Below are 26,158 nucleotides of genomic sequence, written 5' to 3'. Positions count from 1 at the left end.
CTGGCCAGAACGCAAAAAAGGCCCTGAATGGGCCTTTTGATTTGTGTCAGCTTGCGTTAACGGCCTGAGAAACCGCCACCCGAACGGCGTGGTCCGCCATTGCCGCCGCGGTTTCCGCCACCGCCACCGCCACCACCGCCGCCAGAGCGACCGCCCCGGAAGCCGCCGCGATTGCCGCCCGTGGGCTGGCCCGACGAAGGAAAGCCTGACGACACGTGGCTGGTAGGCTGGCGGTCGTCAAAGTCGTTGTGGGGCTCTGCGAAAGCGTCGTTGCGCGGTGCGCGTGGCTGCTCGTCACCACGCTGACGCGGTGGACGTGCCTGTGCGGGCTGCTGGCCGTAACCGGAGTTCTGGCGTGGCTGGCCCGGGTTGGGGGTACGTGGGCCGCGGCCAAAACCGTTGCCGCCACCACCATTGCCTGCGCCATTGCCGCCACCGGCAGGGCCGCGACCACGGCCACCACCACCACCATTTCCTCCGCCATTGCCGCCACCCGCGCCACGCGCAGGCGCTGCGCCCTTGGTGTCACGGATACGCTGCATCATCTCGCTGCGGGCAGCCTTGGCTGCGGCCTGCATCACTTCGCGGCTGGGCGGCTTGCCCAGGCCGCCCCAGATGGTCTGGCGACCCATGGCCAGCGGCTCTGCGCGTTCACCGGGTTCGGCTTCAAAACCGGGAACGATGACTTTTTCAATGTTCTGTTTGGTAAAGCGCTCGATGTCCTGCATGAAACCTTCTTCATCCAGGCAGACCAGGCTGACGGCCTCACCGCTGTTGCCCGCGCGGCCGGTGCGGCCGATACGGTGAACGTAGTCTTCACTGACGTTCGGGATCTCGTAGTTCACGACGTGTGGCAACTCGTCGATGTCAATGCCGCGTGCGGCAATGTCGGTGGCGACCAGCGCTCGAATGGTGCCGTCCTTGAAGCCCTGCAGCGCCTGGGTGCGCGCGGTCTGGCTCTTGTTGCCGTGCAGGGCCATGGCCTGAATGCCGTTTTTGGTCAGATGCTCGGCCACGTTGTTGGCACCGAACTTGGTACGCGTGAAGACCAGAACCTGGCTCCAGTTGTGTTCATTGATGATGTGGGTGAGCAGGGCTTTTTTCTTGCCGCGGCCCACCGGGTGAATGGTCTGCGTGATGCGCTGTACCGTGGTGTTGCGCGGTGTCACCTGAATGTGCAGCGGGTCGCGCAGCAGGCCGTTGGCCAGGTCGCGGATTTCGTCGCTGAAGGTGGCTGAAAACAGCAGCGACTGCTTCTGTTTGGGCACCAGCGCCAGCACCTTCTTGATGTCGTGGATAAAGCCCATGTCCAGCATGCGGTCGGCTTCGTCCAGCACCAGGATCTGCACCTGGCTCAGGTCAAGCGTGCCCTGGCCCGCGTGGTCCAGCAGGCGGCCGGGTGTGGCCACCAGGATGTCCACGCCGCGGCGCAGTTTTTCGATCTGGGCGCCCATGCCGACGCCGCCGAACATCACCATGGATGTCAGGTCGAGGTATTTGCCGTAAACGCGAACGCTTTCTTCAACCTGCGCTGCAAGTTCGCGCGTCGGCGTCATGATGAGGGCGCGCACGGCATTGACGCCGCGGCGGTTGGTCAGGCGGGGCTCGGTAGACAGGCGTTGCAGCAGTGGCAGCGTGAAAGCAGCGGTTTTGCCGGTGCCGGTCTGGGCGCCGCCCAGCAGGTCCTTGCCGGCCAGCACCGAAGGGATGGCCTGCGCCTGGATGGGCGTCGGTGTGTCATAGCCCTGCTCAAGCACGGCTTTAAGTATGGCCGGGGCCAGGTTCAATTCTTCAAAGGTCATGGTTTTGCGTCAGTGGACGCTAATGATCGGCCTGTTGGGTGCCCGGTTTGGGGAGCAACCCGCCAGTGATAGGCAGATGGGGTCAAAAATAGGGCTGTGAGACCCGGTGGGGACCTGAAAGGTCAACCGGAATCTGCCCAAATGTCGCGGGTAACTGGAGCCAGCGACAGGACTATTGTCTCACGAACGATAATGGAAGGTTAAAGGCGAAAATAGCGGTGAAAACCCAGCCGGTTTCTTTCAGCCCGCGCCTGCATTCGTTTCCAATTTTTTAAAGATCATTCCTGATGGCCCAGTACGTATTTACCATGAACAAGGTCGGCAAAATCGTGCCGCCCAAACGCCACATCCTCAAAGAGGTGTCGCTCAGCTTTTTCCCCGGTGCCAAGATTGGCGTGCTGGGCACCAACGGCTCCGGCAAGTCCACCCTGCTGAAAATCATGGCCGGCCTGGACACCGAAATCGAGGGCGAAGCCACCCCGATGCCGGGCCTGAACATCGGCTACCTGCCGCAGGAGCCCAAGCTCGACCCCGAGCACACCGTTCGTGAGAGCGTCGAGGCCGGCATGGGTGCCGTGTTTGCGGCGAAGGCGCAGCTGGAAGCTGTCTACACCGCCTATGGCGAACCGGACGCAGACTTCAATGCCCTGGCCGCCGAGCAGGCACGCCTTGAGGCCATCATTGCCACCGCGGGCACCGACTCGGAGCACCAGCTTGAAATCGCAGCTGATGCCTTGCGCCTGCCGCCCTGGGACGCCAAGATCGGCCTGCTCTCAGGCGGTGAAAAACGCCGTGTGGCGTTGTGTGCCCTGTTGCTGTCAAAGCCCGACATGCTGCTGCTTGACGAACCGACCAATCACCTTGACGCTGAATCCGTGGACTGGCTTGAGCAGTTCCTGCAGCGCTTCAGCGGCACCGTCGTCGCCATCACCCATGACCGTTATTTCCTCGACAACGCGGCTGAGTGGATTCTTGAGCTTGACCGTGGCCATGGCATTCCCTGGAAGGGCAACTACAGCAGCTGGCTCGACCAGAAGGGCGAGCGCCTGGCGCAGGAGCAAAAGGGCGAGGAAGCCCGTGCCAAGGCTTTGAAGAAAGAACTCGAATGGTCACGCCAGAACCCCAAGGCCCGCCAGGCCAAGAGCAAATCACGGCTGGCCCGCTTTGAAGAACTGTCTGATTTTGAATACCAGAAACGCGCTGAAACCAATGAAATTTTCATCCCGGTGGCAGAGCGCCTGGGCAATGAAGTCATTGAATTCAAGAACGTCAGCAAATCTTTCGGCGACCGCCTGCTGATCGACAACCTGAGCTTTCAGGTTCCCGCGGGTGCCATCGTCGGCATCATCGGCCCCAACGGCGCGGGCAAGTCGACGCTGTTCAAACTGATTGCAGGCAAGGAAAAGCCGGACAGCGGTGAGGTCATCATCGGCAAGACCGCACACATGGCCTTTGTCGACCAGAACCGCGATGACCTCGCCAATGAAAAAACCGTCTGGGAAGACATCTCGGGTGGCCTTGACATGCTCAACATCGGCAAGTTCACCATGGCCAGCCGTGCCTATGCCGGGCGTTTCAACTTTAATGGCGCAGACCAGCAAAAACGTGTCGGCATGCTGTCCGGCGGTGAGCGCGGGCGCCTGCACCTGGCCAAGACCCTGATCGCTGGCGGCAACGTGCTGCTGCTTGACGAACCATCAAACGACCTGGACGTTGAAACCCTGCGCGCACTGGAAGACGCCCTGCTGGAGTTTGCCGGCTCCGTCATGGTCATCAGCCATGACCGCTGGTTTCTCGATCGCATCGCCACGCATATTCTTGCGGCCGAAGGCGACAGCCAGTGGACCTTCTTCAACGGCAACTATCAGGAATACGAAGCCGACAAGAAGAAGCGTCTGGGTGAAGAGGGTGCCAAGCCCAAGCGCGTTCGTTTCAAGGCACTTCATTGAGCCCCCACGCTTGTCACTTCGTGTACCACGCTGCCCCCCGAGGGGGCGCTGCGCCTGCGGCCTGGCAAAGCCAGTTCCGCGGCCCCTGCTTGTAAAGACACTGCTCCGATGACGGATGAAGAAGTTTTGGCGAAAACCCGAATGTGGCTAGAAAAAGCCGTCATCGGCCTGAACCTCTGCCCCTTCGCCAAGGCGGTCTATGTGAAGAACCAGGTGCGCCTGGTGGTGAGCAAGGCGCGCCATGCGGATGACCTGCTGGAGGAACTGGACCGTGAGCTTGACCTGCTGGTGGCCACGCCGGCAGAAGAGCTCGACACCACGCTGCTGATTCACCCGACGCTGTTCGAGGATTTTCTTGACTTCAACGATTTTCTTGAAGTCGCCGAGGGCGTGGTTGATGAGCATGAGCTTTTGGGCGTGATCCAGCTTGCAAGCTTTCATCCGCAGTTCCAGTTTGACGGCACAGAGCCGGACGACATCGGCAACTACACCAACCGCGCGCCCTTTGCCATCCTGCATTTGTTGCGTGAGGAAAGTGTGGACAAGGCGGTGGAGGCTTTTCCTGAAGCCGATGCAATTTTTGAGCAGAACATCGCCACACTCGAAAAACTGGGGCACCAGGGCTGGAAAGCGCTGGGACTCTAGCGGTACCAGCGTACTCTCGTACGCCGGTTCGGGCCTGACCGGCCTTTACAGGTGACGCTGCATTCATGGACACTATCAGCATGAGCATTTCCCCTCAAGCACTCACCGACGCCTACACCGATTGCCTGAACGAAGCTTTCAGGCAATGCCCGTTGATCATCCAGGGCTGGTGCGGCCAGCTTGTTGACGCCATGTATGACCGATCCATGCTGATCGGGGACAACGCCGAAAAGCGTCAGTTACAGGATGCGATCGCTTCACTCAAGAGAAACCAGGCCGCCATAGAACATGGTTTTGCACCTGCGCTGGCGCGCGAGATTGCCGATGACACCAAACCCCCGTCCGCCGGTAAGTCTGACCGGGGCGGCAAGTCTTTTTCTTCGCTGAGTTTTGATGATCTGGAGTTGATGGGTGACAACCAGGTCCAGGAAACCGTTGACAGCGCGAGGCTGATGCAGGTCATCAGCATGGGGTGCGAGGCCGGACTGAGCGTGTTGTCGGCACGCCTGAGCACTGCCCAGGGCTTCAAATCCGTGAAGACTGACAAGAATCCGCTCAGGCCAGAGATCATCTCGCAGGCCCTGCTCAAGCTCCTGCAGGGCCTGCCGGCAGACAGTAACGCCCGGTCGCGCTGGCTGGTGCATGGTGCCCAGATCATGGGCCGACAGCTTCAGTCACTCTATGTGGAACTGAACGAGCAACTCGTGAAGCATGGCATCGCCCCGGCAGCCTACGGCGTGATTCCACCCGCAGAAAAAGGTGGTCGGGCTGCAGAAGCACCGGCGGAACCTCCGCAGTCTGGTCAGCTGCCGTCTGTCCCCGCTGGCGAGCCGGTCGCGGCGGCACCGGGCAAAGCAGGTGCGGAGGCCGTGCTGACACTTGACCGTCTGCACCACCTGCTCGTAGGCGACTATGACGAATCTTTCAAGGCAGACCTGCTGCCGTCCGGCTTTGACCAGTCGGCACAGCAGAATTTTTCACACACAGTGCCTGCAGCCATGGAAGTGCTGGCCGAGCTGAAGGAAAAGGGCACTGCATCCACCCGTGCAAGGAAGGCCCGCACGCCGCCGCCGCAACAGCTGACCCAGATGCGCGCCCAGTTGAAACTTGAAGCCAAGAGTCTGGGGCAGTCACTGGCCATTGAAGTTGTCGGCCTGATGATCGAACAGATGGCCCGTGACCCGCGTCTGCTGGAGCCGGTACGCAAGGTGATCGCCGATGCCGAGCCAGCCTATTTGCGGCTGGGCGTCAACGACCCACGATTTTTCAGCGACAAAAATCATCCTGGCCGGCGCCTGCTGGAGGCCATCACGGCCAGAAGTCTTGCGTATTCGAGCGAGAGCGTACCCGGTTTTGCGGGTTTCATGGATGACCTCCAGGCTGTGGCCAGCCTGCTGACGGAAGAGCATGCGACGGATGCACAGCATTTCGCCACCCTGCTGAAGAGCTTTGAGCAAAGCCAGGCCCTTCGCAAGACGGCGGACGGCGAATCCCAGGGCCGTGCGGTGCAGGCGCTGCTTCAGGCCGAACAGCGCAACCTGATGGCAGAAAAGGTTGCAGCCGAAATACGCGCCCGCCCGGATTTTGTCAGTGGCAACCGTATCGTGACCGCGTTTTTTACAGGCCCGTGGGCGCAGGTCATGGCCCAGGAGCGTCTGATGGGTGAGCATGGCGGCGAGGGGGCGAGAAAGGCCGAATTCAGTCTGACGCTTGGTGAAGTGCTGTGGAGCCTGGACCCCGGGCAGACCTCGAAGCACCGCAAGCGCCTCGTCAGGATGATTCCCGACATGCTTGAGAAATTGCGTGCCGGCCTGCTGTCCATCGACTATCCGCTGGCCCAGTCGAAACCCTTCTTTGATGAGTTGATGGCCCTGCATCAGGCTGCACTCAAAGCCGAGCCGGATGTTCTGGACGAGCAGGCTGAAAAGGCCCGGAAACGCCGTGACCTTGAGGACGCGTTCGATGCACGGGATGCTTCCCACAGCATGCGCCCCTGGCTTGCGCCGACGGAAGCGCAAAACTCCGGCTTCATGAACGATGTCGGCGACAACAAGCCCGGCTTCGAGCCGACACAGCCGCACTCACAGCCTCCCTCGCCCGGGGATGCCGTGCAGGATCAGCGGACGGCAGACCCTTCGGGCAGCGTGGCGCTCCGCCTTGGCGACTGGGTCGAATTGCTGCAGGACACGCAGTGGGTGCGCGCACAGCTGACATGGATCAGCCCCTACCAGACCCTCTACATGTTTACCAGTGAAGGCGGGCGTACCCATTCAATGACGGGTCCGTTGCTTGAGTACCTGCTGCTGCAGGAACTGGTCAAGGTTGTCAGCCAGCAAGGCGTGCTCGATGGGGCGCTCGACACCGTGGCGCGAACGGCCATGCGCAACAGCGTGGATGGCAGCGGGCATTGATGCCCGCCGCACCCGGGGTCAGGTACGCTGCAGCTTCCTGCGCACCAGGTGAATATTGCTGCGCAGCGCATAGAGTTCATCGGTGTAGGAAAGTGGCACACTGACTTTTTCCGCGAGGCTTTCAAGCTGGTCAAGTTCCGCGAGCAGCTTGCCGTTGTCCTCGGTGGCAATGCGCACCTCTATGTTGCGCAACTGGCCGTACCACCTGAAGATTCGTGAGCGCACCCTGAACGCATAGAGCGGCGGCACGATGCGCGACAGCGGCAGCATGATGGCGATGATGATGCCCATGACCAGCCACATGCGTTCTATGAGGTTGGCAACCCAGAACGGCAGGTAGCGCTGCATCAGGGGCGTGTCGGTCTTGATGGCGCGTTCAGCCTCCTTGGCAATCGGCAGCTCGTTGTTTTCGATGTTCGGGTATTCGCGCACCCGCTTGAACCAGCCCGCACCGCCGTGAATCTGGTTGCCGGCCTGGGCAAAAAGCTGCAGCAGGGCAGGGTGCGTCTTCTGCTGCGTGATGAGGGCCGTGGTCGATGCAACCAGCCGGACGTCTTCAGGCGGAATATTGCCGGCGAGGTCAACCACACCACGCGGCAGCCGCACCGGGCTCAGGAACGCGAAACGGCGCGAGTAGGCCTCGCTTTGGGCAAAGTTCATCAGTTTGATACCCGGCGTTTGCAGCAGCATCTGGACCATCAGGGACTCGGGGGCCGAGGCAAACACAATCGCGTCAAGTTCGCCACCCAGAAAGGCCACGGTGGCCGGCGTCTGCGTCAGTGTCGACAGCCTGATTGTGGCGGGTTCTATGCGGTTGCTTTCAAGCAACTTGATCATCAGGCTGGGTACGCCGCTTCCAGGTGTGCCGATATTGACGCGTAGCCCCTGGAGTTGGGCAAGGCTTGAAAGCGTCGCAGTCGCAGTCACCTTGCGTGCCGATTCTTCACGATAAAACAGCCATACCGGCTCCACAAACAGGCTGCCCAGTGAGGTCAGCCGTTCCTCATCTGTGTCGGTGTAGTCGCTGGTGCCGCCCTGAACAAAACCGAGGTCTACCTTGCCTTCACGCAGCAGCTGGAGATTGGCCGCAGAGCCTTCCGAGGCGACCTGTACCACCTCTATGCCCTCAACCGCCAGCGCCTTGGCATAACGTTTGCCGAACTCTTCATAGGCGCTCTGCGCCGGCCCGGTTGCGAGCGTCACGCGCTTGGGCGGGTTGGGGTCAAGCCACCAGTAGGCCAGCGCCAGAAGGGCAACAGCCAGAAAAACGAACGGCCCGGCAGATACCGCCATATCCCGTATGGACAGCAGTGTGTAGCGTATGTTTTTTGTCATGGGCGCACCATAGCACGGGCGCACGGCACAGAAAAATGCCCGTCGGCCCTGGATCAATTGTTGCTGACAGTAAAGGCTGCTTTCAATGCTGCGGCGGCACGAAAGGGAACCAGCCGCCCGACCCGTCAACAACCAGACCCGGCATGCAGAGCCGCAGGGAGAACCCCGGGGTGCGCGGCAAGACCTCCGCAGCAAGGCGTTGGCAGCGCACATCCAGGGCTCGGTGCGCATCACGCGACTGTTGTTGACGAAGATCAATACTTTGGCGTTGCCGCTGCGTAATATGAACTTCCGCCACGCCTAGTTGCAGTCTTGAGGACCGAAGCTGCGCTTGTCAGCTCGATGCGTGATCGGCCAGGCGGCATGCAGTGCGTGATACCTGCGTTGCCCATCCGGGTGAGTTGCTCGCGGCTGGCGCTCTAGCCGCCCCGCCGCGTGAGTCCGGTCCCGCATGGCGTTGCCTGGTTCCGTCTTGCAACGTGATCTGGCTTTGTGCTTGTTTGTATCTGCAGCCTGCAGAACTGTTCAGGAATCGCAGCTGTGTTGATTCAGGTCTTTCGCATTTTTGTCCTCATTCGTTACCAAACCGGAGTCTTTCATGACACATTTCAGATTTATTCCCCTCGCACTGGCCCTGACAGCAACCAGCACACTGATTGCCTGCAACACCGCTCCCATGATGCCCATGGGTCACACCGCCTCCAACAGCATGGCTGCGCCTGACCACATGGCCAAAATGGATGCGCAGATGAAAAGCATGCAGGGCATGCACGAAAAAATGATGAACGCAAAGACGCCTGAAGAGCGAAGCAAGCTGATGGCGGAACACATGAAAACCATGCGCGACGGCATGGCCATGATGGATGGCATGTCGGGTGCCGGCATGGGCGACATGAAAGGCATGCAGATGATGGAAAAGCGTATGGACATGATGCAGGGCATGATGAAAATGATGATGGACCGGATGCCTGTTTCGCCAGCGACGCAGGGCGCAGGCCATGAACACCATTGACCTCGAAGTTCAGGCCATCCGGCAAGTAAAAAAACCAGGTGACGGGTTCTGCTGTGCATGACCATGACCCGGCCATGCACGGCATGACCTCAAAGTCTGCAAAACCGGATACGCAGACACGGCTTCCCATCCAGGCGGGCGCCATTTACACCTGCCCCATGCACCCGCAGATACGCCAGGACCATCCCGGCAACTGCCCCATATGCGGCATGACGCTGGAGGCGTTGATCCCCGAGCTTGAAGAGGGCGAGAACAGGGAACTCACCGATTTCCAGCGACGCTTCTGGTGGACCCTCCCTTTGACGGTGGTGGTCACGGCGCTGGCGATGGGCGGGCACAGGCTGAACCTGTTCAGCATGGCGTTCCAAAGCTGGATTGAACTCGCACTGTCCCTGCCTGTGGTGATGTGGGCTGGCGGGCCGTTTTTTCAGCGTGGCTGGCAGTCCCTCGTGAAGCGCAGCCCCAATATGTGGACGCTGATCAGCCTTGGCACTGGCGCCGCGTTTGTCTACAGCGTGGTGGCAACTGTTGCGCCGCAGGTCTTCCCGGCCTCATTCGTTTCCATGGGAAGGGTGGCTGTTTATTTTGAAGCAGCTGTTGTCATTATTTCCCTGACCCTGCTGGGGCAGTTGCTTGAGCTGAAAGCCCGGTCGCAGACTTCGGCAGCCATCAAGTCGCTGTTACGGCTGTCGCCAAAGACAGCGCGGCGGATTGGCAGTGACGGCATCGAGGAGGACGTGCCTTTGAATAACGTGCATGTCGGTGACATGCTGCGCGTGCGCCCCGGTGAAAAAGTGCCGGTCGATGGTGTCGTGATTGAAGGCAGCAGCGCACTGGATGAGTCCATGCTGACGGGCGAGCCTCTGCCCGTCAGCAAACGCGCAGGAGACAAGGTGATAGGCGCAACGCTTAACACCAGTGGCGCGCTGGTCATGCGCTCGGAGAAGGTGGGCTCTGCCACGATGCTGTCGCAAATTGTGCAAATGGTGGCGCAGGCACAGCGATCCAAAGCACCCATGCAGCGCATGGCTGACCAGGTTGCCGGCTACTTTGTTGTTGCAGTTGTATTGCTTGCCGTGTTGACATTTCTGGCGTGGGGATTTTTTGGGCCCGAACCAAGCTGGGTATTTGGCTTGATCAATGCGGTTTCTGTATTGATCATCGCCTGTCCATGTGCATTGGGGCTGGCCACGCCGATGTCCATCATGGTGGCCACCGGTAACGGCGCGACGCGGGGCGTGCTGTTTCGCGACGCAGCTGCGATCGAAAATCTGCGCAGGGTAGATACGCTCGTCATCGACAAAACCGGCACTCTCACGGAGGGCCGGCCATCATTTGATCGTGCGGTTCCTGCACCCGGCATTGAAGCTGACGAAGTGTTGCGCCTCGCCGCCAGTCTGGACCAGGGCAGCGAGCATCCGCTCGCCGAAACAATCGTGCGGGCCGCCCGCGAACGTAATATGACACTCGGCAAGCCCGAAAACTTTGACTCTGCCTCTGGCATAGGCGTGAAAGGGCAGGTAGAGGGACGTCAGCTTGCGCTGGGCAACACCACCTTGATGGAGCAGACTGGCGCATCTGTCGCGGCCATGGTTCCTGAGGCAGAGGCCTTGCGCGCGGAGGGCGCCAGCGTGATGTATCTGGCGGTAGATGGCCAGCTGGCCGGATTGCTGGCTGTATCTGACCCGGTCAAGCAAAGCACGCCGGAGGCGCTGGCCACGCTGAAAGCGGCCGGGCTGCGCATTGTGATGGCTACCGGTGATGGCCTGACCACCGCCAGAGCGATTGGCGCGCGACTGGGCATCGACGAGGTGCATGGTGAAGTCAAGCCGGCCGACAAGCTGACTCTGGTAGAGCGCCTGCAAAACGAAGGGCGCATTGTTGCCATGGCGGGAGACGGCATCAATGATGCCCCCGCACTGGCCAGGGCCGATGTGGGAATCGCCATGGGTACCGGTACAGATGTTGCCATGAACAGCGCGCAGGTCACCCTGGTCAAGGGCGATTTGCGCGGGATCACCATTGCCCGGTCGCTGTCAGAAGCCACCGTCGCAAACATGAAGCAAAACCTGATGTTTGCTTTTTTATACAACTCGCTCGGTATTCCCATTGCTGCTGGCGTGTTGTATCCGTTCACGGGCTGGCTGCTGTCACCGATGATTGCCGCGCTGGCCATGAGCCTGAGTTCAGCCTCGGTGATTGGCAACGCATTGCGGCTGAGGCGTGGCCGGGGCTGAGTCTGGTGGAGCTGGCGTTGCATCCGCAAGGTGTACGCCGCATCGCAAGCGAAGGAAGAAGTCCTGTGCCGGCAATCCACTCACGCCTGCGGCCGTACTGCGGAGTGTTTATTTCTCCGGCTGGATGTCGGTCACGACAATCGCACCGTTGGCCTTTTCTGCCCTGAAACGGATTTTGTCCCCGGCCTTTACTTTCCCAAGCATGGCCGGGTCCATGACCTGAAACACCATCGTCATGCCAGGCATGTCAAGGTTTTTGATGGTGCCATGCCTGATGGTGATTTTTTGGTTTTCCACATCCACTTTTCGGACTTCACCTTCGGCCATGTCTGATGCGTCCGTGGCGGCCTCATTGGTGGAGTCACCCATGGTGCTCGGGGCCCCCTCGGGGGACGCTGCATAAGAAGGCGAAGCACCGATCAACAGCGCACAAATGATGACCGTGGGGTTGAGATTTTTCATACTGGTTTCTTTCAGGATTTATCGCAGCAGCTGTGCCACTGGGGTGTCATGACTAACCATGCTGCAAGTTATCGTCGTATGACCCTGCACATCAGTGTTTGTGAGTGTCATGACCGTCTTCTTTTGGTGCTGTTTTGCTGCCAGTGACCGTTACCACGCCTTTCATGCCGGCATCGTAGTGGCCGGGTTGCAGGCAGGCAAAGTCTACTTTTCCGGCTTTGGTGAACTGCCAGATGATTTCACCGGTTTTGCCCGGTGCCACCGTGACCATGTTGGCGTCGGCGTGTTCCATCTCCGGGTTCTTTTTCATGACCTCATAGTGTTCCCTGAGCTCTTTTTCGGTGCCCAGGACCATTTCATGTTTGACCTTGCCCGAGTTCTTCACCACAAAGCGGATGGTTTCGCCCTGCCTTGCCATGATGTTTGAACTGTTGAAGCGCATCGCATCTGTCATGTCGACCACGACAGTGCGCGAAACCCTTGATGCAACGCCTGGCTTGCCAATGGCGTCTTCGCCCTGTCCGCCGCCATGGGTACCGGCCGCTGTGGCCGTCATGGCCAGCAGTAGCGAAGAAAGTGCAATAAGAGTGTTTCGGATTTTCATGGGTCAACTTTCTGTGTGCGGTTAAAAATAAAAAATCGGGTCAATGGTGCATGCCGCCTGCGCCCCTGATGTCATTCGCGGCCTTCGTGGCGGGCTTGCGGATCTGCACCTCAACTTCTTTGGCTGGCATGTTTTGCGCCCGCATGGTTTGCCCGCCTTCCGACGAGAAGCGCGCCGGATTCGGAGTTGCGCCTGTCCATTCATGCGCCACCGTTCCAGCCGGGTGCCTGTACCAGCCGGGGTCCTTGTAGTCGCCGGCTTTTTGATCCTTGCGTACCTTGAGCATGCTGAACATGCCGCCCATCTCGACCGAACCGAACGGGCCTTCACCCGTCATCATCCGGGCGGTGTTGTCCGGAAGAGGCATCTCCATTTCGGCCATGTCAGCCATGCCGCGTTCGCCCATGACCATGTAGTCGGGAATGACGTTGGTGATATCGCGCACGATTTTTCTGTGATCCACGCCAATCAGTGTGGGTACGTCATGGCCCATGGCGTTCATCGTGTGGTGGCTCTTGTGGCAATGAAACGCCCAGTCGCCCTCTTCGTCGGCGACAAACTCGATCTGCCGCATCTGGCCGACAGCCACATCAGTCGTGACCTCCGGCCATCGCGCGGTTTTGGGAACCGGCCCGCCGTCAGTGCCGGTGACGGTGAATTCGTGGCCATGGATATGGATCGGGTGATTGGTCATGGTCAGGTTGCCGAGGCGAATCCGTACCTTGTCGTTCTTGCGCACCACCAGCGGGTCAATACCCGGGAAGACCCGGCTGTTCCAGCTCCAGATGTTGAAGTCCAGCATGGTCATGATTTTTGGGGTATAGGCACCGGGATCGATGTCGTAGGCATTGAGCAGAAAGACGAAGTCCCGGTCCACCTCGTCAATCAGGGGGTGCTTCGCCCTGGGGTGCGTGATCCAGAAACCCATCATGCCCATCGCCATCTGCGTCATCTCGTCAGCGTGCGGGTGGTACATGAATGTGCCAGGCCTGCGCGCGACAAACTCATAGACGAAGGTCTTGCCTGAGGGAATGGCTGGCTGGTTCAGGCCTGCCACGCCGTCCATGCCGTTGGGCACACGCTGGCCATGCCAGTGCACGCTGGTGTGCTCGGGCAGCTTGTTGGTGACAAAGACCCTGACACGGTCGCCTTCCACCACCTCAATCGTGGGGCCGGGTGACTGGCCGTTATAGCCCCACAAATGCCCCTTGAAGCCCGGTGAAAATTCACGCACAACAGGTTCGGCGACCAGGTGGAATTCCTTGATGCCATTGTTCATGCGCCAGGGCAGTGTCCAGCCGTTCAGTGTGACCACCGGGTTGTAAGGCCTGCCTGAGTTGGGAACCAGCGGGGCCATGGTGTCAGGCTTGTCCTGAATGACAGGCTCCGGCAATGCGGCCATCGCCACGCGGCTTACGGTGGCCGCACTGACGGCGGCAGTGATCGCGCCTGCACCCGTCAAAAATTTTCTTCGGTTGTTCATTTCTGTTGTCCTTGTTGGGGTGCGGGTACTCAATGCCCGGCTCTTTCGCCGCTACCTGTCGAAGGTGCGGCCATCAGCACTGCAGTCGGTTTGCCAGTCATGGAGGCGTTGAGTGCGGCATCAGCCAGCCAGAACTGTTCATAGGCATTGATGGCCGTGACCACGCCTGCAATCTGATCGCGGGTGTCGGCGAGCAGCTCAAGGACACCGATCAACATGCCGTTGTAGCGCAGAACGTTTTCGTCCGCCATTGTTTTGCGCAGGGGCAAAACTTCATCGCGATAGTGACGCGCCAGGTCATACGCGGTGCGGTAAGCCGAGTAGCTTTCCCGCAGTTGTGATGATGCGTTTCTCACCGTGGTTTCATAGCGGTTCGCGGCGGCCAGTGATTGCGCGTTCATCACATCGCGTCTGGCGCTGCCCCAGTCGAAAATCGGCAGGCGTATGCCAAGCTCGTACCCGCGCTTCGGGAAGGCCCTGCCTGCGCCGTTGTCAAACACCGTGTCCCGTCGAACACCCAGCTCCACGTCCACCACGCTGGTCAGAAGGTTCAGCCCTTGTGACTGCCCTGCGGCATCGAGCTGGCTGCGGGCCAGCTGTACGTCCAGCCGCTGGTCGCTGGCCGTGCTGCTCACCAGGCTGGCAGGACGCGGTTCCACAGGCAAATCCGGCAGGCGACCCGGCAGCGTGAGCTGCGCGGCCTGTGCGTCGGTCAGACCGAGTTGCCGTACAAGTTCTTCGCGCGCTGCCAGTGCGCGGTGTTGCGCCGACGCCAGCCTTGCAACGCTATCCGCATAAAAAACCTGCTGGCGCGCCCGCTGGAGTTTGTTGAAGTTACCCACCTGCTGCATACGCCGCGCCAGTTCTGCACTCGCCTCGGCTGCGGTACTGATTTGTTGGGCGTACTGCAGAACCTGGCCGGACGTCACCGCGCGCACCCACGCCTGCCTGATTTGTGTCACCTGTTCAACCACGTTTGCGGAGAGCTGGACTTTGGCTTGCGCCTGCCGCGCCTGGGCAATAGCCTGTCTTTTCGGCAGGGTCAGCAGGTCAAGCAGGCCAAACGACACCAATCGTCCCAATTCGAGCTCGTCCTTGAAGGTGATGCGTTCAAAGGTAAACACCGGGTTGGCGATACGCCCATCCCTGTCGGCCTGGGACAGGTCGTTCCAGCTCTGCGCGAGCAGGGTTTGCAGGGCAGGGCTGTTGGCCAGTGCCAGTTGCACGGCATCATCCATCGAAAGAGGCCGTGCCAGCAGTTCACTGGCAAGCTTTGCACGCGCCTGCTTTTGCTGCTCGCCGCGAACCAGTTCCAGCCTGCCTTGCGTGAAGCTGCCTGTTGTGCCGTTGGTTTCGCTGATGGTCTTGTCCATGTCGACCGCCGCGCAACCTGCCATTACCAGTACAGCCAGCGTCAGGGCGGCCCGTTTGAAAAGGGGTTTGATGGGTGCTGCGGTCATGGCTTGCCGTGCCCTGCATGTGGGTCAGCCCCTGCCGGTGGCGACGCGTCCTTTTCAGGGGGGGCGGTCGACGGCGCCTGAGCCTGCTTTGCATACGCGCGCCAGCCGCCAATACGGCGCGTGGTGTCGTTGGCATCTTTCCAGTTGACGATTTTTTCGTCGGTGAGGGGCTGGTAGCCCTCAAATGCAGACCTGAAGGTCAGAGGCGTGTCAGGCGCGGTGGCTGGGGCGGGGGATTGCGCACGCGCCGTGTTGGCGCCCGCCACAAGAAAGCCGGCAGCGGTGAGGGCCAGGCAGACACCAGGCCGTGGACCTGATTTGAAAACAGATGTGAGAGTCACGGAAACCTCCTGAAATACATGCGGGCGATTGAAGAAATCGCGGTTTTCCGGGCTTTTCGCGCTTGGATGCGCGAGCCCGTTGCAGGTACAGGCCCAATACGGGCCTTGAACTCAGGAAATCGGTGGTTTTTGTCCCAGGGCCAGGCTGGCACTGGTAAATGACGTCAGCAGGTCGTGAGCCAGGGTGGGCGTGTCAAAAGAAATGCCCCGCAGGTCAGGGGTTGGCGACAGTGCAACGGTGTGGCAGGCCTGGCAGGCTTCGCAGGTATTGCAAGGGCCGTCATGAGTAGCCGTGCTCTCCGCAGTGCCCTGGTCATCCCGGCCTGCATGTCCATTGCAGTCGTGCATCGCTTGAGCCGGAGCCTGTTCTGCCATTGAGTGGGATGCGTGTGATTCAGTGCCTGAAGCGTGGTCGTGGTCAACCATGTCTTCTGCATCCGACATTGGTTGCGTGCCACCTGGCATGTGATGCGTGGCACTGCCTGTAGTGCCCAATGCCATTTGCGTGGCCATCGCATCGCCGACCCCGCCGCGCAGGGGCAGCAGGACGATCATGAGGGCGAGCAACAGGTGGCGCATGGGTTTAATGATAGTCGGCTGTGACAAAAGTTCAATCAGCGAGCGGGTTGCCGTGGTGTTTTCTTTACGCTCAGTGGGGGTGGTTGTGGCCGTGGTCACCTGCAACGGCCGCAACGCCAGTGAGTTCGGTGCGAGCCTGCCGCAACACCGACCAGCCCCCGCTGATGGCCAGCAGCGCCATCACCAGTGCCACGGCCAGGTCTGGCCAGGCTGTTCTGGTGCCCGCTACGCCCAGTGCTGCCAGCATGACGGCGACGTTGCCCAGGGCGTCGTTGCGGGAGCACAGCCAGACGCTGCGCATGTTGGCGTCGCCTTTGCGGTAGGAGTAGAGAAGGGCCGCCACCGTCACATTGGCGATCAGGGCCAGCAGGCCCACGGTGCCCATGGTGATGGCCTCGGGCGTCACACCCTGGCTGGCGTTCCAGGCGGTTTTGCCCAGGACAAACAACCCGAAGCCCAGCATGCTGAAACCCTTGAGAACTGCTGCCCACGAGCGCCATGCCATGCCCATGGACAACACGGCCAGGGTCACGGCGTAGTTCGCCGCATCACCGAAAAAATCGATGGCATCGGCCAGCAGGGAGACCGAGCCTGACTTGAAGCCCGCACCCAGCTCGACCGCAAACATGGCCGCGTTGACCACCAGCGCTATCCACAAAATCCTGCGGTAGCGCGGGGTGTAGTCGCTCGTGTCGGTGGCATGGTTGTGGCAATGTGCAGACATCTGTTCTTTCTCTTTGAAAACCACGGTTTTTGTGGTTCATGGCATGATTTGAAACCCTGAAGTCACTTTAAGGTCAAGCGATGCCTTCTTCAAGCCCCCTGCCGGTACAGGGTTATCTGATCGGCGATGCTGCAAGGCTGAGCGGCGTCAGCACGGCCAACATCCGCTTTTATGAAAAGGAAAAGCTGCTCAGCCCGCATGGCCGAAGTGAGAACAGCTACCGCTTCTACAGCGAAGGCGACGTGCACCAGCTGCGTTTCATACGTCTGTGCCGCGCGCTGGACATGTCGCTGGACGAAGTGCGCACCCTGCTTGGACTTGACCTCAAGATCAAGGCCGATTGCGAGACCGCCCGGGGCGCGCTCGATGGCCACCTGGCCCACGTGCGAGCCCGGTTGGCTGAACTGAAAGTGCTTGAAAAGGATCTGCAGGCCCTGCGCAGCCGCTGTGACGGATCGGACACGCACTGCCACATCATTGAAGCACTGCATGAGCGCGCCGATGCGATGCCTCTGGCGGCGAAGGCGCCTGCAGGCCGCAAACGTCACGTGTAGGGCCACGTTCAGGATCAGCCCTTTTTCAGCTGCAGCTGCGCCTTGTCCATCCACATTTGCAGGCTGTCGAGCAGCCCGGCGTGACTGAAAGAACAACTCTCTTCCGTGAACAGTGCGCTCGACTCAAGCCTGTCCAGCAACTGCAGCAACACCTCGTTGAAGCGTTCCGGCAGCGCCGCCGTCAGCGTTTGCTGACCTCGTGCAAGGTTTGAAAAAGCCGATGGTTGTGAGGGCTCGTTGCGCAGCTGTTGCAGCGCAGACTGCAGGATGTCCAGTTGGGATTGGGGTGTCATGAGCGGCACTCCGACGCTACGGCCGCTGTGGCCCTGACTGGCAAAGCTTGCGGTGTGCGATCAAACAGCAGCGTCAGGACGGCGGCCAGTCCAAACGGTGTGCCCACCCACGCGATGTGCGCAAACCCGGTGTGGCTGATGGCCGCGCCGCTGATGATGGCGCCCAGCGCCGTGCCTATGTAAAGCATGGATGAATTCAGACTGAGCAAAAGAGGTGCCTGCGCGGGCGACAGGCTGGCCAGCAGGCTTTGCTGTGGCGACATCAGGCCAAAGCCGAAAATGGCCCATACGGCCAGTACCAACAGCATCAATGGCATATGGCCGGCCGTGAAGGGCAGTACGGCAAGCATGGCAATCAGCACAACCAGACCGGTTTGGATGGTTCTCATGGCACCGAAACGGTCGCTCGCCCAGCCGCCTGCCGCCGAGCCGACCACACCTGCAAGGCCAAACATGACCAGTATCATCGCCAGCTGGCTGGAACCCATGGGGTTGAGCGTCAGCAGCACCGGTCCGATGTAGGTGAACACGCTGAAGATCGCCACAAATGACAGCAGGGTACGCAGCCATATGCGCAGCACCGCACCCTGGCGCGCCGCAGCCCTGAAGCCGGCAAAGCTTGCAGAGCCGCTGCTCATGCCTGACGGGATCAACCAGCTGGCGGCCACCAGTGCCGACAGGCTTGCGGCAACAGACAGCCACATGGGTACGCGCCAGCCGTATTCAAAACCCAGCCAAGCCCCCAGGGGCAGCCCGACGGCATAGCTGATGCTCATGCCCATGAATACGGTCGACAGTGCACGGCCCCGCAGCGCAGGCGACACCATGGTCACGGCCAGCGCCGATGCGGTTGCCGTGAACATCGCGCCCGCGCCCATGAGCGCGCGGCCCATCAGCAGCGTCAGCAGGTTGGGCGCCAGGGCAGACAGCAGGCACCCCGCGGTAAACAGCGCCAGTGAAAACTGCACCGTACGTTTTTTGGGCCATCTTGCCGTCAGCACAATAAAGAGTGGCGCCAGTACTGCGGTGGCAATGGCATAGGCCGTCATGACCTGGCCTGCCGCTGCGACGCTGATACCGAGTGCCGTGCTGACAGGCTGCAGAATGCCGTTCAGCGCAAAGGCACTGCTGCCAATGACGAGGTTGCAGAGCGCGAAGAAATAAAGAATCGGCGGCATGAAATTCGGCAGGAAAGTAACGCGGTTATTGAAAGAAGCTAGCGGTTGAAGGCCGGAGGCAGCGGCATGCCGCGTTGTTGCATCACGGTCCGCAGGCGGTCAGGGTAGTCGGTGATGATGCCATCGACATGCCATTCCAGCAGCTTCTGCATGTCGGCGGGGGCATTGACTGTCCATGGGAGTACCTTGAGGCCGAGCGCCTGTGCCTGCTTCACCAGATCCTGCGTGAGCGACGCCGCATTGGGCGACCAGATGGTGCAGCCTGCGGCCTTCACGAGTTGCGGCACACCAGCGTAGTTGGCCAGCTTCAGACCCGCCGTCCACACGCCGCTTTGCAGCGTGTCGCCGGTTGCAGATTGTGCACCCAGGCAGGCTGTGTTTACGGACGGTTCAAGTTGCTGGACAAGTTTCAGCGAACGCCAGTCAAAGCTCTGCACCGTCACACGTTGGGTCAGGCCCGCTTCGCGCACGACTTTCAGCAGGGCCTGCGTCATGGCCTCCGGGCTGACTGTGTCTGCGGGTGCCAACGGGTTGAGTTTGGTTTCAATATTGAAACGCATGCTGTTCGCGCCCGCCGCCTTGATCATCTCGAACAATGCGGAGAGTGCCGGAATACGCTGTCCGTCCACCGCTTGCTGGCTGCTGAACTGGCTGGCATAGCTGGATGCCGGGTTGATGCGCCCGACGTCATACGCCTGAAGCTGTGCAAATGTCAGTGAGCGAAGCAGCGGCCCGCGCGGGCCTTGCAGCCACTGGCCATTCGCATCACGGGTAAAGGCAGGGTTGAGCCAGGGGTCGTGAGAGATGATCACCACGCCGTCGGCGGTGACGCCGATGTCCAGCTCCAGTGTGGTGACGCCGGTTTTCAATGCCTGCTCAAAAGCGGCGAGTGTGTTTTCAGGTGCCAGCCCACGGGCGCCCCTGTGGCCTTGCAGGTCAAATGCAAAACTTCCGGCTGGCAGGCAGCAGAGCAGGAGAAGGGCGTAAAAAAAGCGGCGTAGAGTCACGCCGCTTATTGTGCCGTTCCCGCATTAAAGCTGGGTGACGGCCAGGAGTGTCCCGCCTGCGCTTATGCCTTAGTCGTGCAGTGACGACAGGAACTGCTTGAGTTCAGGCGTTTGCGGGTTACCGAACACTTCTGCCGGTGGGCCCATCTCATGCACCCGGCCCTGGTGCATGAAGATCACGCGGTCAGACACCTTGCGCGCAAAACTCATCTCATGCGTGACCATCAGCAGGGTCATGCCTTCGTCGGCCAGGCTTTCGACCACGCGCAGTACCTCGCCTACCAGTTCAGGGTCCAGCGCCGAGGTGATCTCATCGCAGAGCAGCACGGCTGGTTCCATCGCCAGCGCGCGTGCAATCGCCACACGTTGCTGCTGGCCACCCGAAAGCTGTTCGGGCATGGCATCGAACTTTTCAGCCAGGCCCACACGTGCCAGCAGCTTGCGGGCCTGCTCGATGGCCGCAGCCCCCGCCGTCTTTTTGACCAGCGATGGCGCAAGCATTATGTTTTTGCCGACTGTCAGGTGCGGGAATAAATTGAAGCTCTGAAAGATCATGCCCACGCGCTGGCGCAGTTCGCGCATGGCCATGGCGCTCTCATGCAGCAGGGGTTTGCCGTCAACGGTGAGCGAACCTTCCTGGAAGACTTCCAGCCCGTTGATGCAGCGCAGCAGCGTGCTTTTGCCGGAGCCGCTTTTGCCTATGATGGCAATGACTTCGCCCTGTTTGACATTGAGGTCAATGCCTTTGAGCACTTCGTTCGTACCGTAGGATTTGCGCAGTGCAGTGATCTGCACGATGGCGCGCAGCGAGGTGTCTGCGGCAGCGGTGGTGGTTTCAGCGACGGCTTGCATTGATTTTCCTTTCCAGGATCTTGGCGTACAGGCTGATGGGGAAACACAGCGCAAAGTACATGAGGGCGACACAGCTGTAGACGACAAAAGGCTTGAAGGTGGCGTTGGTGATCATGGTGCCGGCCTTGGTCAGCTCGATGAAGCCGATGACCGACGCCAGCGCCGTGCCCTTGACCACCTGAACCAGGAAGCCGACGGTGGGCGGGATGGCAATCTTGATGGCCTGTGGCAACACGATGTACTGCAACTGCTCACGAAAGCTCAGCGCCAGGCTCTGGCCCGCCTCCCACTGGCCCTTGGGGATGGAGGCCACGCAGCCGCGCCAGATCTCGGTCAGGTAGGCGCTGGTGTAGAGGATGAGCGCCATCGATGCAGCCACCCATGCAGAGGTCCGCACCCCAAACAGGGCCAGTCCGAAGTAGGCCAGAAAGAGCTGCATCAGCAGCGGTGTGCCCTGGAAGAGCTGCACATAACCGCCGACAAAGGGGCCTATGCCCTTGACCTTGGACAGCCTCGCAACCAGCAGCAGCAAGGCGACCAGCCCGCCGCCAATAAAGGCGATGAGTGAGAGCACAACAGTCCAGCGCGCTGCCAGCAGCAGGTTGCGGAAGATATCCCAGACAGAGAAGTCAACCATGGCTTATCTCCCGAAAAGAAATTTTGGGCCGAGCCAATTCAATAGCTGACGAACGGCTATGGCGAGCGAAAGATAGATCACAGTCGCCACGATATAAGCCTCAAACGCGCGGAAGTTGCGGCTCTGTATCAGGTTGGCGGCGTAGCTCAATTCTGCGGTCGAGATCTGCCCGCACACTGCCGAGCCCAGCATGACGATGATGATCTGGCTCACCAGCGAAGGCCAGACCTTGCGCAGCGCAGGCGGCAGCACCACGCGGATGAATGTCTGTATGCGGTTAAGCGCCAGGCTCATGGCCGCCTCGATCTGCCCCTTGGGTGTGGCGTCGATGCCTGCACGAATGATCTCCGTCGCATAGGCGCTGAGGTTGATCACCATCGCGATGATGGACGCTACCTCAGGCGACAGCTTGACCCCCGCAGCCGGCAGTCCGAAGTAGACAAAAAAGAGCTGCACGATAAAAGGCGTGTTGCGTATGAGCTCCACATAGGTGCCCACCACAGCCTTCAACCACACCGAGCCATGCGAGCGCGACCAGGCAAAGGCAATGCCGATCACCACGCCAATCACGGCAGAAATAACCGTCAGGCCGACCGTCCACGCGACACCTTTGACAAGCAAAGGCCACTGGCTCAGCACAGCAACAAAATCGAGTTCAACACGCATATTTGGGCTCCCCCCTGTCTCGGCTCACTTCGTGTAGCCGGAACCCCCTCAAGGGGGCGACATCTGCGGCCCGGCGAAGCCGGTTCCGCGCTGTCCCTTGCCTGGATATCGCCGAGACCAACGCTTCGCGATAGGTCGCTGCGACGCTAAGTGTTATTTAGGTAGATCGCCTGCTGGGCGACCCAGCCACTTCACGGCCATCTTGTCGAGGTCTCCTGACGACTTGGCCGCAGCAATGATCTCGTTGACCTTCAGGCGCAGCTTGTCTTCGCCCTTGCCTACGCCGATGAAGTTGGGCGAATCCTTGAGCAGCAGCTTGAACTCGGTGCCGAGTTGCGGGTTTTTCGCCATCATGTTGCCGGCCACGGATGCGCCTGTGGCAATCGCCTGCACCTGGCCAGCCACATAGGACGACACTGTGGCGTTGTTGTCTTCGAAACGTTTGACGTCTGAGCCCGCAGGGGCCAGTTTGGTGAGTTCCTGGTCTTCAATCGCGCCGCGCGTTACGCCCACGCTTTTGCCAGCCAGGTCGGCAAAGCCCTTGATGTTCACGGTTTTGGGGGCAAACACCGCCTGGAAGAAAGGTGAGTAGGCCGAGGTGAAATCGATGACTTTTTCGCGTTCGGGGTTTTTGCCCAGCGTAGAGATCACCAGGTCGGCCTTGCGGGTAGACAGGTAAGCAATGCGGTTGGCGCTGGTCACCGGGGCCAGTTCAATCGCCACGCCCATCTTGGCAGCGATGTAGTTGGCCATGTCGATGTCCAGGCCCTGTGGCTTCAGGTCTGTGCCGACAAAACCATAGGGAGGGAAGTCTGTCGGGATGGCGATGATGATTTTTTTCGCTTTCACGATGTCATCGAGCGCATCAGCGTGCGCGCCAAAGGTGGCCAGCAGTGCTGCTGCGGCGAGGCCGATTGAAAAAATACGTTTGCTGGCTTTCATAACAATGCTCCCAGGTAGGTTGAAGGTTCATCAGGGGTTTTGGCCGCACCCCGGCGGGTTTTGGGTGGCCTTGTATGCAAGTCTTGTGCCGATTTGGCGGAGGCTTGCTCAGGGGTCATCAGTGGGCTGAGTGCATTGCGCAACTGCGCCAGCGGATCGCCGCTGGCGGTTTGCAATTTGAGTGTGGCCTGCACGCTGCCGATGTGCGATTGCATGAGTTTTTCAGCCAGAGCCAGGTCGCCTTTTTCAAGCGCCTGGACAATCTGCACGTGCTCTTCACACGACTGCGCCGCATCGTGCGACGACTGGTACAGCATGGCGATCAGCGTGGTGCGCGCGGTGAAGTCGCGCAGGGTATCGGCCAGCAGGCTGTTGCCCAGGCACTCGGCCAGGCAGACATGAAAATCACCCAGCAAAAAGCTGCGCAGGCCGACGTCACTGCCCTTGATGGCGGCTTTCTCGCGGCTGAGGTGGTTCTTCAGTTGCTTGATGGCCGCCTTGTTGACCTCTGGCGTGCAGCGGATCAGGCCCATCTCTATCACCCGGCGCGCTTCAAAGGCCTCGCGGGCTTCTTCCTGTGAGGGTTCGATCACATACCAGCCGCGGCGGCTGCTGACGGTGACGATGCCTCGCGCAGCGAGCTGGTTGAGCGCTTCACGAACAATGGTGCGACTGCAGTCGAACAGCATGGCCAGTTGCTGTTCGCCAAGACGGGAGCCCGGCGCAAGCTTCTGCGCCATGACAGCTTCAATGATGCGGTTGCTGATGTCTGATGCAGTGGCCATGCATCCACAGGTGCAACTAGCGTGCCAGCTATTTCAAGTGCTTATAAAACTGGTATACAAGTTGTGGGCACCAGTCTGGCGTATTTGGAGCACTGTTTGAGCGCGTGCAACCGGGTTTGCATGACTGGCCGCACCAGGTTTGGGAACCTCGTGTTCAGTCCAGCCGCGCGCCCGAGGCTTTCACGGCTGCCGCCCAGCGCGGCATTTCTGCCGCCAGGAACTGCCCGAACTCCTCGCTGCCCATGAAGGCCGGGTCTGCGCCCTGGGCCACCATGCGGTTGCGGATATCGGGGTTGGTCATGACCTGTTTGAATGCATCGCTCAATTTGGCGGTGACGTCTTTCGGCAGGCCTGCGGGCGCCAGGAAGCCGTAGAAACCAACCACCTCAAAACCCTTGACGCCCGATTCAATGACGGTAGGTACATCCGGCAAGGCAGGGTTGCGCTCTTTGCTGGTGACGGCCAGGGCGCGCACCTTGCCCTGCTTGTGATAGTTGGCTGCCTGGGGGATGGATTCCCCCATGAACTGCACCTGCCCGGCCATCAGGTCGGTAAACGCCGGTGCACTGCCACGGTAGGGAATGTGCACAAGAAAGAGCCCAGTCGCGTTCTTGAACATCTCAGGCACCAGGTGGCTGATGCCGCCGTTGCCCGCCGAGCCGTAGTTGACCTGGCCCGGCCGCGCCTTCGCGTAGGCGATGAATTCCTTGAGGTTGTTCACCGGCAGTTTGGGGTTGACCAGCAGCGCAAGCGGCTGCATGGCGGTGCGCGCAATCGGTGTGAAGTCTTTGAGCGTGTTGTAGGGCAGTTTTGTGTAGAGGGCAGGGTTGATGACCATGACGCCGGTGTTGGCCAGCATGAGCGTGTAGCCGTCAGGCGCTGCCTTCATCACATCCTGCGCACCCACGGTACCGCCCGCGCCGGATTTGTAGTCGACGATGATGGGCTGGCCGAGCACGGCCTGCAGCCTGTCGGTCAGCAGGCGCGCATGCTGGTCCAGCGGGCCGCCAGCCGGGAAGCCTATGACGATGCGAATCGGTTTCTCAGGGAAGGCTGCATTCGCAACGGTGCTGGCAGCGAGCAGCAGGGCGACCAGGGCGGCTTTGGGTTTGAACATGCGTGTCTCCTGTTGTTATGCATTGAACACGCATGATAAACAGCGGTCGCGCCGCCGTGCCTGATGCGGTTTTACTTGAGCAGCGTTGCCTTGAGTGTGATCTCGTGCACGCCGGCCAGCGCTTTCGACAGCGGGCAACCGGCCTTGGCGCCCTGGGCAATTTGCTGGAAGGTGGCTTCGTCAATGCCCGGTACTTTGGCATCGAGCGTCAGCGCGATGCGGTCAATCTTGAAGCCATCACCGTCCTTTGCCAGGCGTACGACGGCTTTGGTGTCTATGACCTCTGTGTTGATGCCGGCTTTTTCGCAGGCAAAGGCAAATGCCATGGTGAAGCAGGCGGCATGTGCCGCACCCACGATTTCTTCCGGGTTGGTGCCCTTGCGGTCATCACCGAAGCGGCTGCCGAAGCCATAGGGATAACTTTTTAGTGCACCGGTCTCGGTGCTGATCTGGCCCTGGCCGGTTTTGCCAGCGCCTTGCCAATGGACTGATGCAGATTTTTCGATCATGTTTGCTCCTTTTAAGTCAAACAATGATTCTGGGGTTGGGTCTGGTTATCGTCTGTAGGACGGGGTTGATGACTGTTCTGGTTTGACGTTGTTGCCCTTCATGACCAAGCCGGGGGTAGCCCGGCGGCTAGTCACTTTTCTTTTGCTTCGCCAAAAGAAAACTAACGAAAAGAAAAGGCGACCCTGTTCGTCGTCCCCTGCGGGGCACCCTGCGATGCTCGGTCCAGGCGGGGTCTGAAACAACTCGCTTCGCTCAGACAAGTTTCAGCCCTGATCCGTCTGGCCCTGCGCTTCTCGGCTCCTCTCCAAGGGTTAGGGGAGGAAGACAAATACAGATACAAAACCCCAAGACTCGCCTCAAGCGCTTCGCGCTTGAGGCTCCCCGGATCCGAATCCGAGCCCGAATTTAATCCCCACCCCGTTGAGGCTGGGCCGAGGAGCGGAGATGGAGACGGCATCAAGGGGAAAAACTTGTGTGAGCGAAGCGAGTTGTATTTCCCGCCGACGTAATCGAGCACCGCAGGTTGCCTGTAGCGCAGCGAAAGGACCCAGACGTCGGGTCGCCTTTCTTTTG

Annotated in this window: 25 protein-coding genes; 6 read left to right on the top strand and 19 right to left on the bottom strand. The window is 60.2% G+C overall.

The features are described from left to right. Window positions 1–56: 56 nt before the first annotated feature. Window positions 57–1,802: a DEAD/DEAH box helicase gene (locus HYX42_RS10215; RefSeq protein WP_293402534.1), complete on the bottom strand. Its 1,746-nt coding sequence runs from the start codon at window positions 1,800–1,802 to the stop codon at window positions 57–59. Between the two features lie 287 nt (window positions 1,803–2,089). On the opposite strand from HYX42_RS10215, the gene ettA reads away from it, so the two are divergent. The 3 genes from ettA to HYX42_RS10200 all read left to right on the top strand — a co-directional run bounded on the left by ettA (window position 2,090) and on the right by HYX42_RS10200 (window position 6,807). Further along, window positions 2,090–3,751: an energy-dependent translational throttle protein EttA gene (gene ettA / locus HYX42_RS10210; protein WP_293402532.1), complete on the top strand. Its 1,662-nt coding sequence runs from the start codon at window positions 2,090–2,092 to the stop codon at window positions 3,749–3,751. Window positions 3,752–3,859: 108 nt separating this feature from the next. Next, window positions 3,860–4,396 carry a DUF1415 domain-containing protein gene (locus HYX42_RS10205; protein ID WP_293402530.1) on the top strand — a complete coding sequence of 179 codons (537 nt, stop codon included), beginning with the start codon at window positions 3,860–3,862 and terminating at the stop codon, window positions 4,394–4,396. A gap of 80 nt (window positions 4,397–4,476) precedes the next feature. Then, entirely contained in the window at window positions 4,477–6,807 is a 2,331-nt protein-coding gene (locus HYX42_RS10200) for a DUF1631 family protein (protein WP_293402528.1), read from the top strand. A gap of 18 nt (window positions 6,808–6,825) precedes the next feature. Here the strand turns inward: HYX42_RS10200 and HYX42_RS10195 are convergent, their stop codons facing one another. After that, on the bottom strand, window positions 6,826–8,142 hold the full coding sequence (locus HYX42_RS10195; protein WP_293402526.1) for a TAXI family TRAP transporter solute-binding subunit: 1,317 nt from the start codon (window positions 8,140–8,142) through the stop codon (window positions 6,826–6,828). A gap of 598 nt (window positions 8,143–8,740) precedes the next feature. Here HYX42_RS10195 and HYX42_RS10190 point away from each other — a divergent pair. Next, the gene (locus HYX42_RS10190; protein ID WP_293402524.1) at window positions 8,741–9,154 is read left to right on the top strand and encodes a hypothetical protein; all 414 of its coding nucleotides are present in this window, start codon (window positions 8,741–8,743) and stop codon (window positions 9,152–9,154) included. An 83-nt stretch (window positions 9,155–9,237) separates the two neighbouring features. Further along, window positions 9,238–11,391 carry a copper-translocating P-type ATPase gene (locus HYX42_RS10185; RefSeq protein WP_293403466.1) on the top strand — a complete coding sequence of 718 codons (2,154 nt, stop codon included), beginning with the start codon at window positions 9,238–9,240 and terminating at the stop codon, window positions 11,389–11,391. 108 nt (window positions 11,392–11,499) lie between these two features. Here HYX42_RS10185 and HYX42_RS10180 read toward each other — a convergent pair whose 3' ends face one another. From HYX42_RS10180 to HYX42_RS10150, 7 genes are all read right to left on the bottom strand, one after another. Then, window positions 11,500–11,853 (bottom strand): copper-binding protein, encoded by a 354-nt coding sequence (locus tag HYX42_RS10180; RefSeq protein ID WP_293402522.1) that lies wholly within the window; start codon window positions 11,851–11,853, stop codon window positions 11,500–11,502. Between the two features lie 91 nt (window positions 11,854–11,944). Next, window positions 11,945–12,457, bottom strand: a complete 513-nt coding sequence (locus tag HYX42_RS10175; RefSeq protein ID WP_293402520.1) for a cupredoxin family protein — start codon at window positions 12,455–12,457, stop codon at window positions 11,945–11,947. A 40-nt stretch (window positions 12,458–12,497) separates the two neighbouring features. Continuing rightward, window positions 12,498–13,940 carry a copper oxidase gene (locus HYX42_RS10170; protein ID WP_293402518.1) on the bottom strand — a complete coding sequence of 481 codons (1,443 nt, stop codon included), beginning with the start codon at window positions 13,938–13,940 and terminating at the stop codon, window positions 12,498–12,500. Window positions 13,941–13,969: 29 nt separating this feature from the next. Continuing rightward, window positions 13,970–15,400 carry a TolC family protein gene (locus HYX42_RS10165; protein ID WP_293402516.1) on the bottom strand — a complete coding sequence of 477 codons (1,431 nt, stop codon included), beginning with the start codon at window positions 15,398–15,400 and terminating at the stop codon, window positions 13,970–13,972. Next, window positions 15,397–15,741 carry a hypothetical protein gene (locus HYX42_RS10160; RefSeq protein WP_293402514.1) on the bottom strand — a complete coding sequence of 115 codons (345 nt, stop codon included), beginning with the start codon at window positions 15,739–15,741 and terminating at the stop codon, window positions 15,397–15,399. The genes HYX42_RS10165 and HYX42_RS10160 overlap by 4 nt, the downstream gene beginning before the upstream one ends. A 111-nt stretch (window positions 15,742–15,852) precedes the next feature. Further along, the gene (locus HYX42_RS10155; protein ID WP_293402512.1) at window positions 15,853–16,320 is read right to left on the bottom strand and encodes a hypothetical protein; all 468 of its coding nucleotides are present in this window, start codon (window positions 16,318–16,320) and stop codon (window positions 15,853–15,855) included. 70 nt (window positions 16,321–16,390) lie between these two features. Next, complete coding sequence (locus HYX42_RS10150; RefSeq protein WP_293402511.1) at window positions 16,391–17,044, bottom strand: cation transporter; 654 nt, start codon at window positions 17,042–17,044, stop codon at window positions 16,391–16,393. Between the two features lie 80 nt (window positions 17,045–17,124). Here HYX42_RS10150 and HYX42_RS10145 point away from each other — a divergent pair, with 80 nt between their 5' ends. Then, window positions 17,125–17,598: a Cd(II)/Pb(II)-responsive transcriptional regulator gene (locus HYX42_RS10145; protein WP_293402510.1), complete on the top strand. Its 474-nt coding sequence runs from the start codon at window positions 17,125–17,127 to the stop codon at window positions 17,596–17,598. Between the two features lie 14 nt (window positions 17,599–17,612). Here HYX42_RS10145 and HYX42_RS10140 read toward each other — a convergent pair whose 3' ends face one another. The 10 genes from HYX42_RS10140 to HYX42_RS10095 all read right to left on the bottom strand — a co-directional run bounded on the left by HYX42_RS10140 (window position 17,613) and on the right by HYX42_RS10095 (window position 25,584). Next, on the bottom strand, window positions 17,613–17,891 hold the full coding sequence (locus tag HYX42_RS10140; protein ID WP_293402508.1) for a hypothetical protein: 279 nt from the start codon (window positions 17,889–17,891) through the stop codon (window positions 17,613–17,615). Further along, a complete protein-coding gene (locus tag HYX42_RS10135; RefSeq protein WP_293402506.1) occupies window positions 17,888–19,069 on the bottom strand; it encodes an MFS transporter in 1,182 nt (393 codons plus the stop codon). Before HYX42_RS10135 ends, HYX42_RS10140 begins: the two co-directional genes overlap by 4 nt. A 38-nt stretch (window positions 19,070–19,107) precedes the next feature. Continuing rightward, complete coding sequence (locus tag HYX42_RS10130; protein ID WP_293402504.1) at window positions 19,108–20,076, bottom strand: glycerophosphodiester phosphodiesterase; 969 nt, start codon at window positions 20,074–20,076, stop codon at window positions 19,108–19,110. A 69-nt stretch (window positions 20,077–20,145) separates the two neighbouring features. Further along, window positions 20,146–20,928, bottom strand: a complete 783-nt coding sequence (locus HYX42_RS10125; protein WP_293402502.1) for an amino acid ABC transporter ATP-binding protein — start codon at window positions 20,926–20,928, stop codon at window positions 20,146–20,148. Further along, entirely contained in the window at window positions 20,912–21,565 is a 654-nt protein-coding gene (locus HYX42_RS10120) for an amino acid ABC transporter permease (RefSeq protein ID WP_293402499.1), read from the bottom strand. The genes HYX42_RS10125 and HYX42_RS10120 overlap by 17 nt, the downstream gene beginning before the upstream one ends. A 3-nt stretch (window positions 21,566–21,568) precedes the next feature. After that, window positions 21,569–22,231, bottom strand: a complete 663-nt coding sequence (locus HYX42_RS10115; RefSeq protein ID WP_293402497.1) for an amino acid ABC transporter permease — start codon at window positions 22,229–22,231, stop codon at window positions 21,569–21,571. Between the two features lie 153 nt (window positions 22,232–22,384). Continuing rightward, window positions 22,385–23,173 carry a transporter substrate-binding domain-containing protein gene (locus HYX42_RS10110; protein ID WP_293402495.1) on the bottom strand — a complete coding sequence of 263 codons (789 nt, stop codon included), beginning with the start codon at window positions 23,171–23,173 and terminating at the stop codon, window positions 22,385–22,387. Continuing rightward, window positions 23,170–23,958 carry a GntR family transcriptional regulator gene (locus tag HYX42_RS10105; protein ID WP_293402493.1) on the bottom strand — a complete coding sequence of 263 codons (789 nt, stop codon included), beginning with the start codon at window positions 23,956–23,958 and terminating at the stop codon, window positions 23,170–23,172. The genes HYX42_RS10110 and HYX42_RS10105 overlap by 4 nt, the downstream gene beginning before the upstream one ends. A 154-nt stretch (window positions 23,959–24,112) precedes the next feature. Next, a complete protein-coding gene (locus HYX42_RS10100; protein WP_293402491.1) occupies window positions 24,113–25,075 on the bottom strand; it encodes a tripartite tricarboxylate transporter substrate binding protein in 963 nt (320 codons plus the stop codon). 71 nt (window positions 25,076–25,146) lie between these two features. After that, window positions 25,147–25,584: an OsmC family protein gene (locus HYX42_RS10095; protein ID WP_293402489.1), complete on the bottom strand. Its 438-nt coding sequence runs from the start codon at window positions 25,582–25,584 to the stop codon at window positions 25,147–25,149. Window positions 25,585–26,158 lie beyond the last annotated feature (574 nt).

It is taken from the genome of Polaromonas sp. (genome assembly GCF_016185115.1).
In the GTDB taxonomy this organism is placed as follows: domain Bacteria; phylum Pseudomonadota; class Gammaproteobacteria; order Burkholderiales; family Burkholderiaceae_C; genus Polaromonas.
This window is presented reverse-complemented; position numbering and strand designations above follow the sequence as displayed.

Bases quoted from the DNA above. Each gene is read 5' to 3' on its own strand.
- HYX42_RS10165 (WP_293402516.1), bottom strand. From the start codon at position 15,400: ATGACCGCAGCACCCATCAAACCCCTTTTCAAACGGGCCGCCCTGACG.
- HYX42_RS10095 (WP_293402489.1), bottom strand. From the start codon at position 25,584: ATGATCGAAAAATCTGCATCAGTCCATTGGCAAGGCGCTGGCAAAACC.
- HYX42_RS10145 (WP_293402510.1), top strand. From the start codon at position 17,125: ATGCCTTCTTCAAGCCCCCTGCCGGTACAGGGTTATCTGATCGGCGAT.
- HYX42_RS10195 (WP_293402526.1), bottom strand. From the start codon at position 8,142: ATGACAAAAAACATACGCTACACACTGCTGTCCATACGGGATATGGCG.
- HYX42_RS10110 (WP_293402495.1), bottom strand. From the start codon at position 23,173: ATGAAAGCCAGCAAACGTATTTTTTCAATCGGCCTCGCCGCAGCAGCA.
- HYX42_RS10175 (WP_293402520.1), bottom strand. From the start codon at position 12,457: ATGAAAATCCGAAACACTCTTATTGCACTTTCTTCGCTACTGCTGGCC.
- HYX42_RS10115 (WP_293402497.1), bottom strand. From the start codon at position 22,231: ATGCGTGTTGAACTCGATTTTGTTGCTGTGCTGAGCCAGTGGCCTTTG.
- HYX42_RS10180 (WP_293402522.1), bottom strand. From the start codon at position 11,853: ATGAAAAATCTCAACCCCACGGTCATCATTTGTGCGCTGTTGATCGGT.
- HYX42_RS10120 (WP_293402499.1), bottom strand. From the start codon at position 21,565: ATGGTTGACTTCTCTGTCTGGGATATCTTCCGCAACCTGCTGCTGGCA.
- ettA (WP_293402532.1), top strand. From the start codon at position 2,090: ATGGCCCAGTACGTATTTACCATGAACAAGGTCGGCAAAATCGTGCCG.
- HYX42_RS10135 (WP_293402506.1), bottom strand. From the start codon at position 19,069: ATGCCGCCGATTCTTTATTTCTTCGCGCTCTGCAACCTCGTCATTGGC.
- HYX42_RS10215 (WP_293402534.1), bottom strand. From the start codon at position 1,802: ATGACCTTTGAAGAATTGAACCTGGCCCCGGCCATACTTAAAGCCGTG.
- HYX42_RS10190 (WP_293402524.1), top strand. From the start codon at position 8,741: ATGACACATTTCAGATTTATTCCCCTCGCACTGGCCCTGACAGCAACC.
- HYX42_RS10105 (WP_293402493.1), bottom strand. From the start codon at position 23,958: ATGGCCACTGCATCAGACATCAGCAACCGCATCATTGAAGCTGTCATG.
- HYX42_RS10140 (WP_293402508.1), bottom strand. From the start codon at position 17,891: ATGACACCCCAATCCCAACTGGACATCCTGCAGTCTGCGCTGCAACAG.
- HYX42_RS10205 (WP_293402530.1), top strand. From the start codon at position 3,860: ATGACGGATGAAGAAGTTTTGGCGAAAACCCGAATGTGGCTAGAAAAA.
- HYX42_RS10155 (WP_293402512.1), bottom strand. From the start codon at position 16,320: ATGCGCCACCTGTTGCTCGCCCTCATGATCGTCCTGCTGCCCCTGCGC.
- HYX42_RS10100 (WP_293402491.1), bottom strand. From the start codon at position 25,075: ATGTTCAAACCCAAAGCCGCCCTGGTCGCCCTGCTGCTCGCTGCCAGC.
- HYX42_RS10185 (WP_293403466.1), top strand. From the start codon at position 9,238: ATGACCTCAAAGTCTGCAAAACCGGATACGCAGACACGGCTTCCCATC.
- HYX42_RS10125 (WP_293402502.1), bottom strand. From the start codon at position 20,928: ATGCAAGCCGTCGCTGAAACCACCACCGCTGCCGCAGACACCTCGCTG.
- HYX42_RS10200 (WP_293402528.1), top strand. From the start codon at position 4,477: ATGAGCATTTCCCCTCAAGCACTCACCGACGCCTACACCGATTGCCTG.
- HYX42_RS10150 (WP_293402511.1), bottom strand. From the start codon at position 17,044: ATGTCTGCACATTGCCACAACCATGCCACCGACACGAGCGACTACACC.
- HYX42_RS10170 (WP_293402518.1), bottom strand. From the start codon at position 13,940: ATGAACAACCGAAGAAAATTTTTGACGGGTGCAGGCGCGATCACTGCC.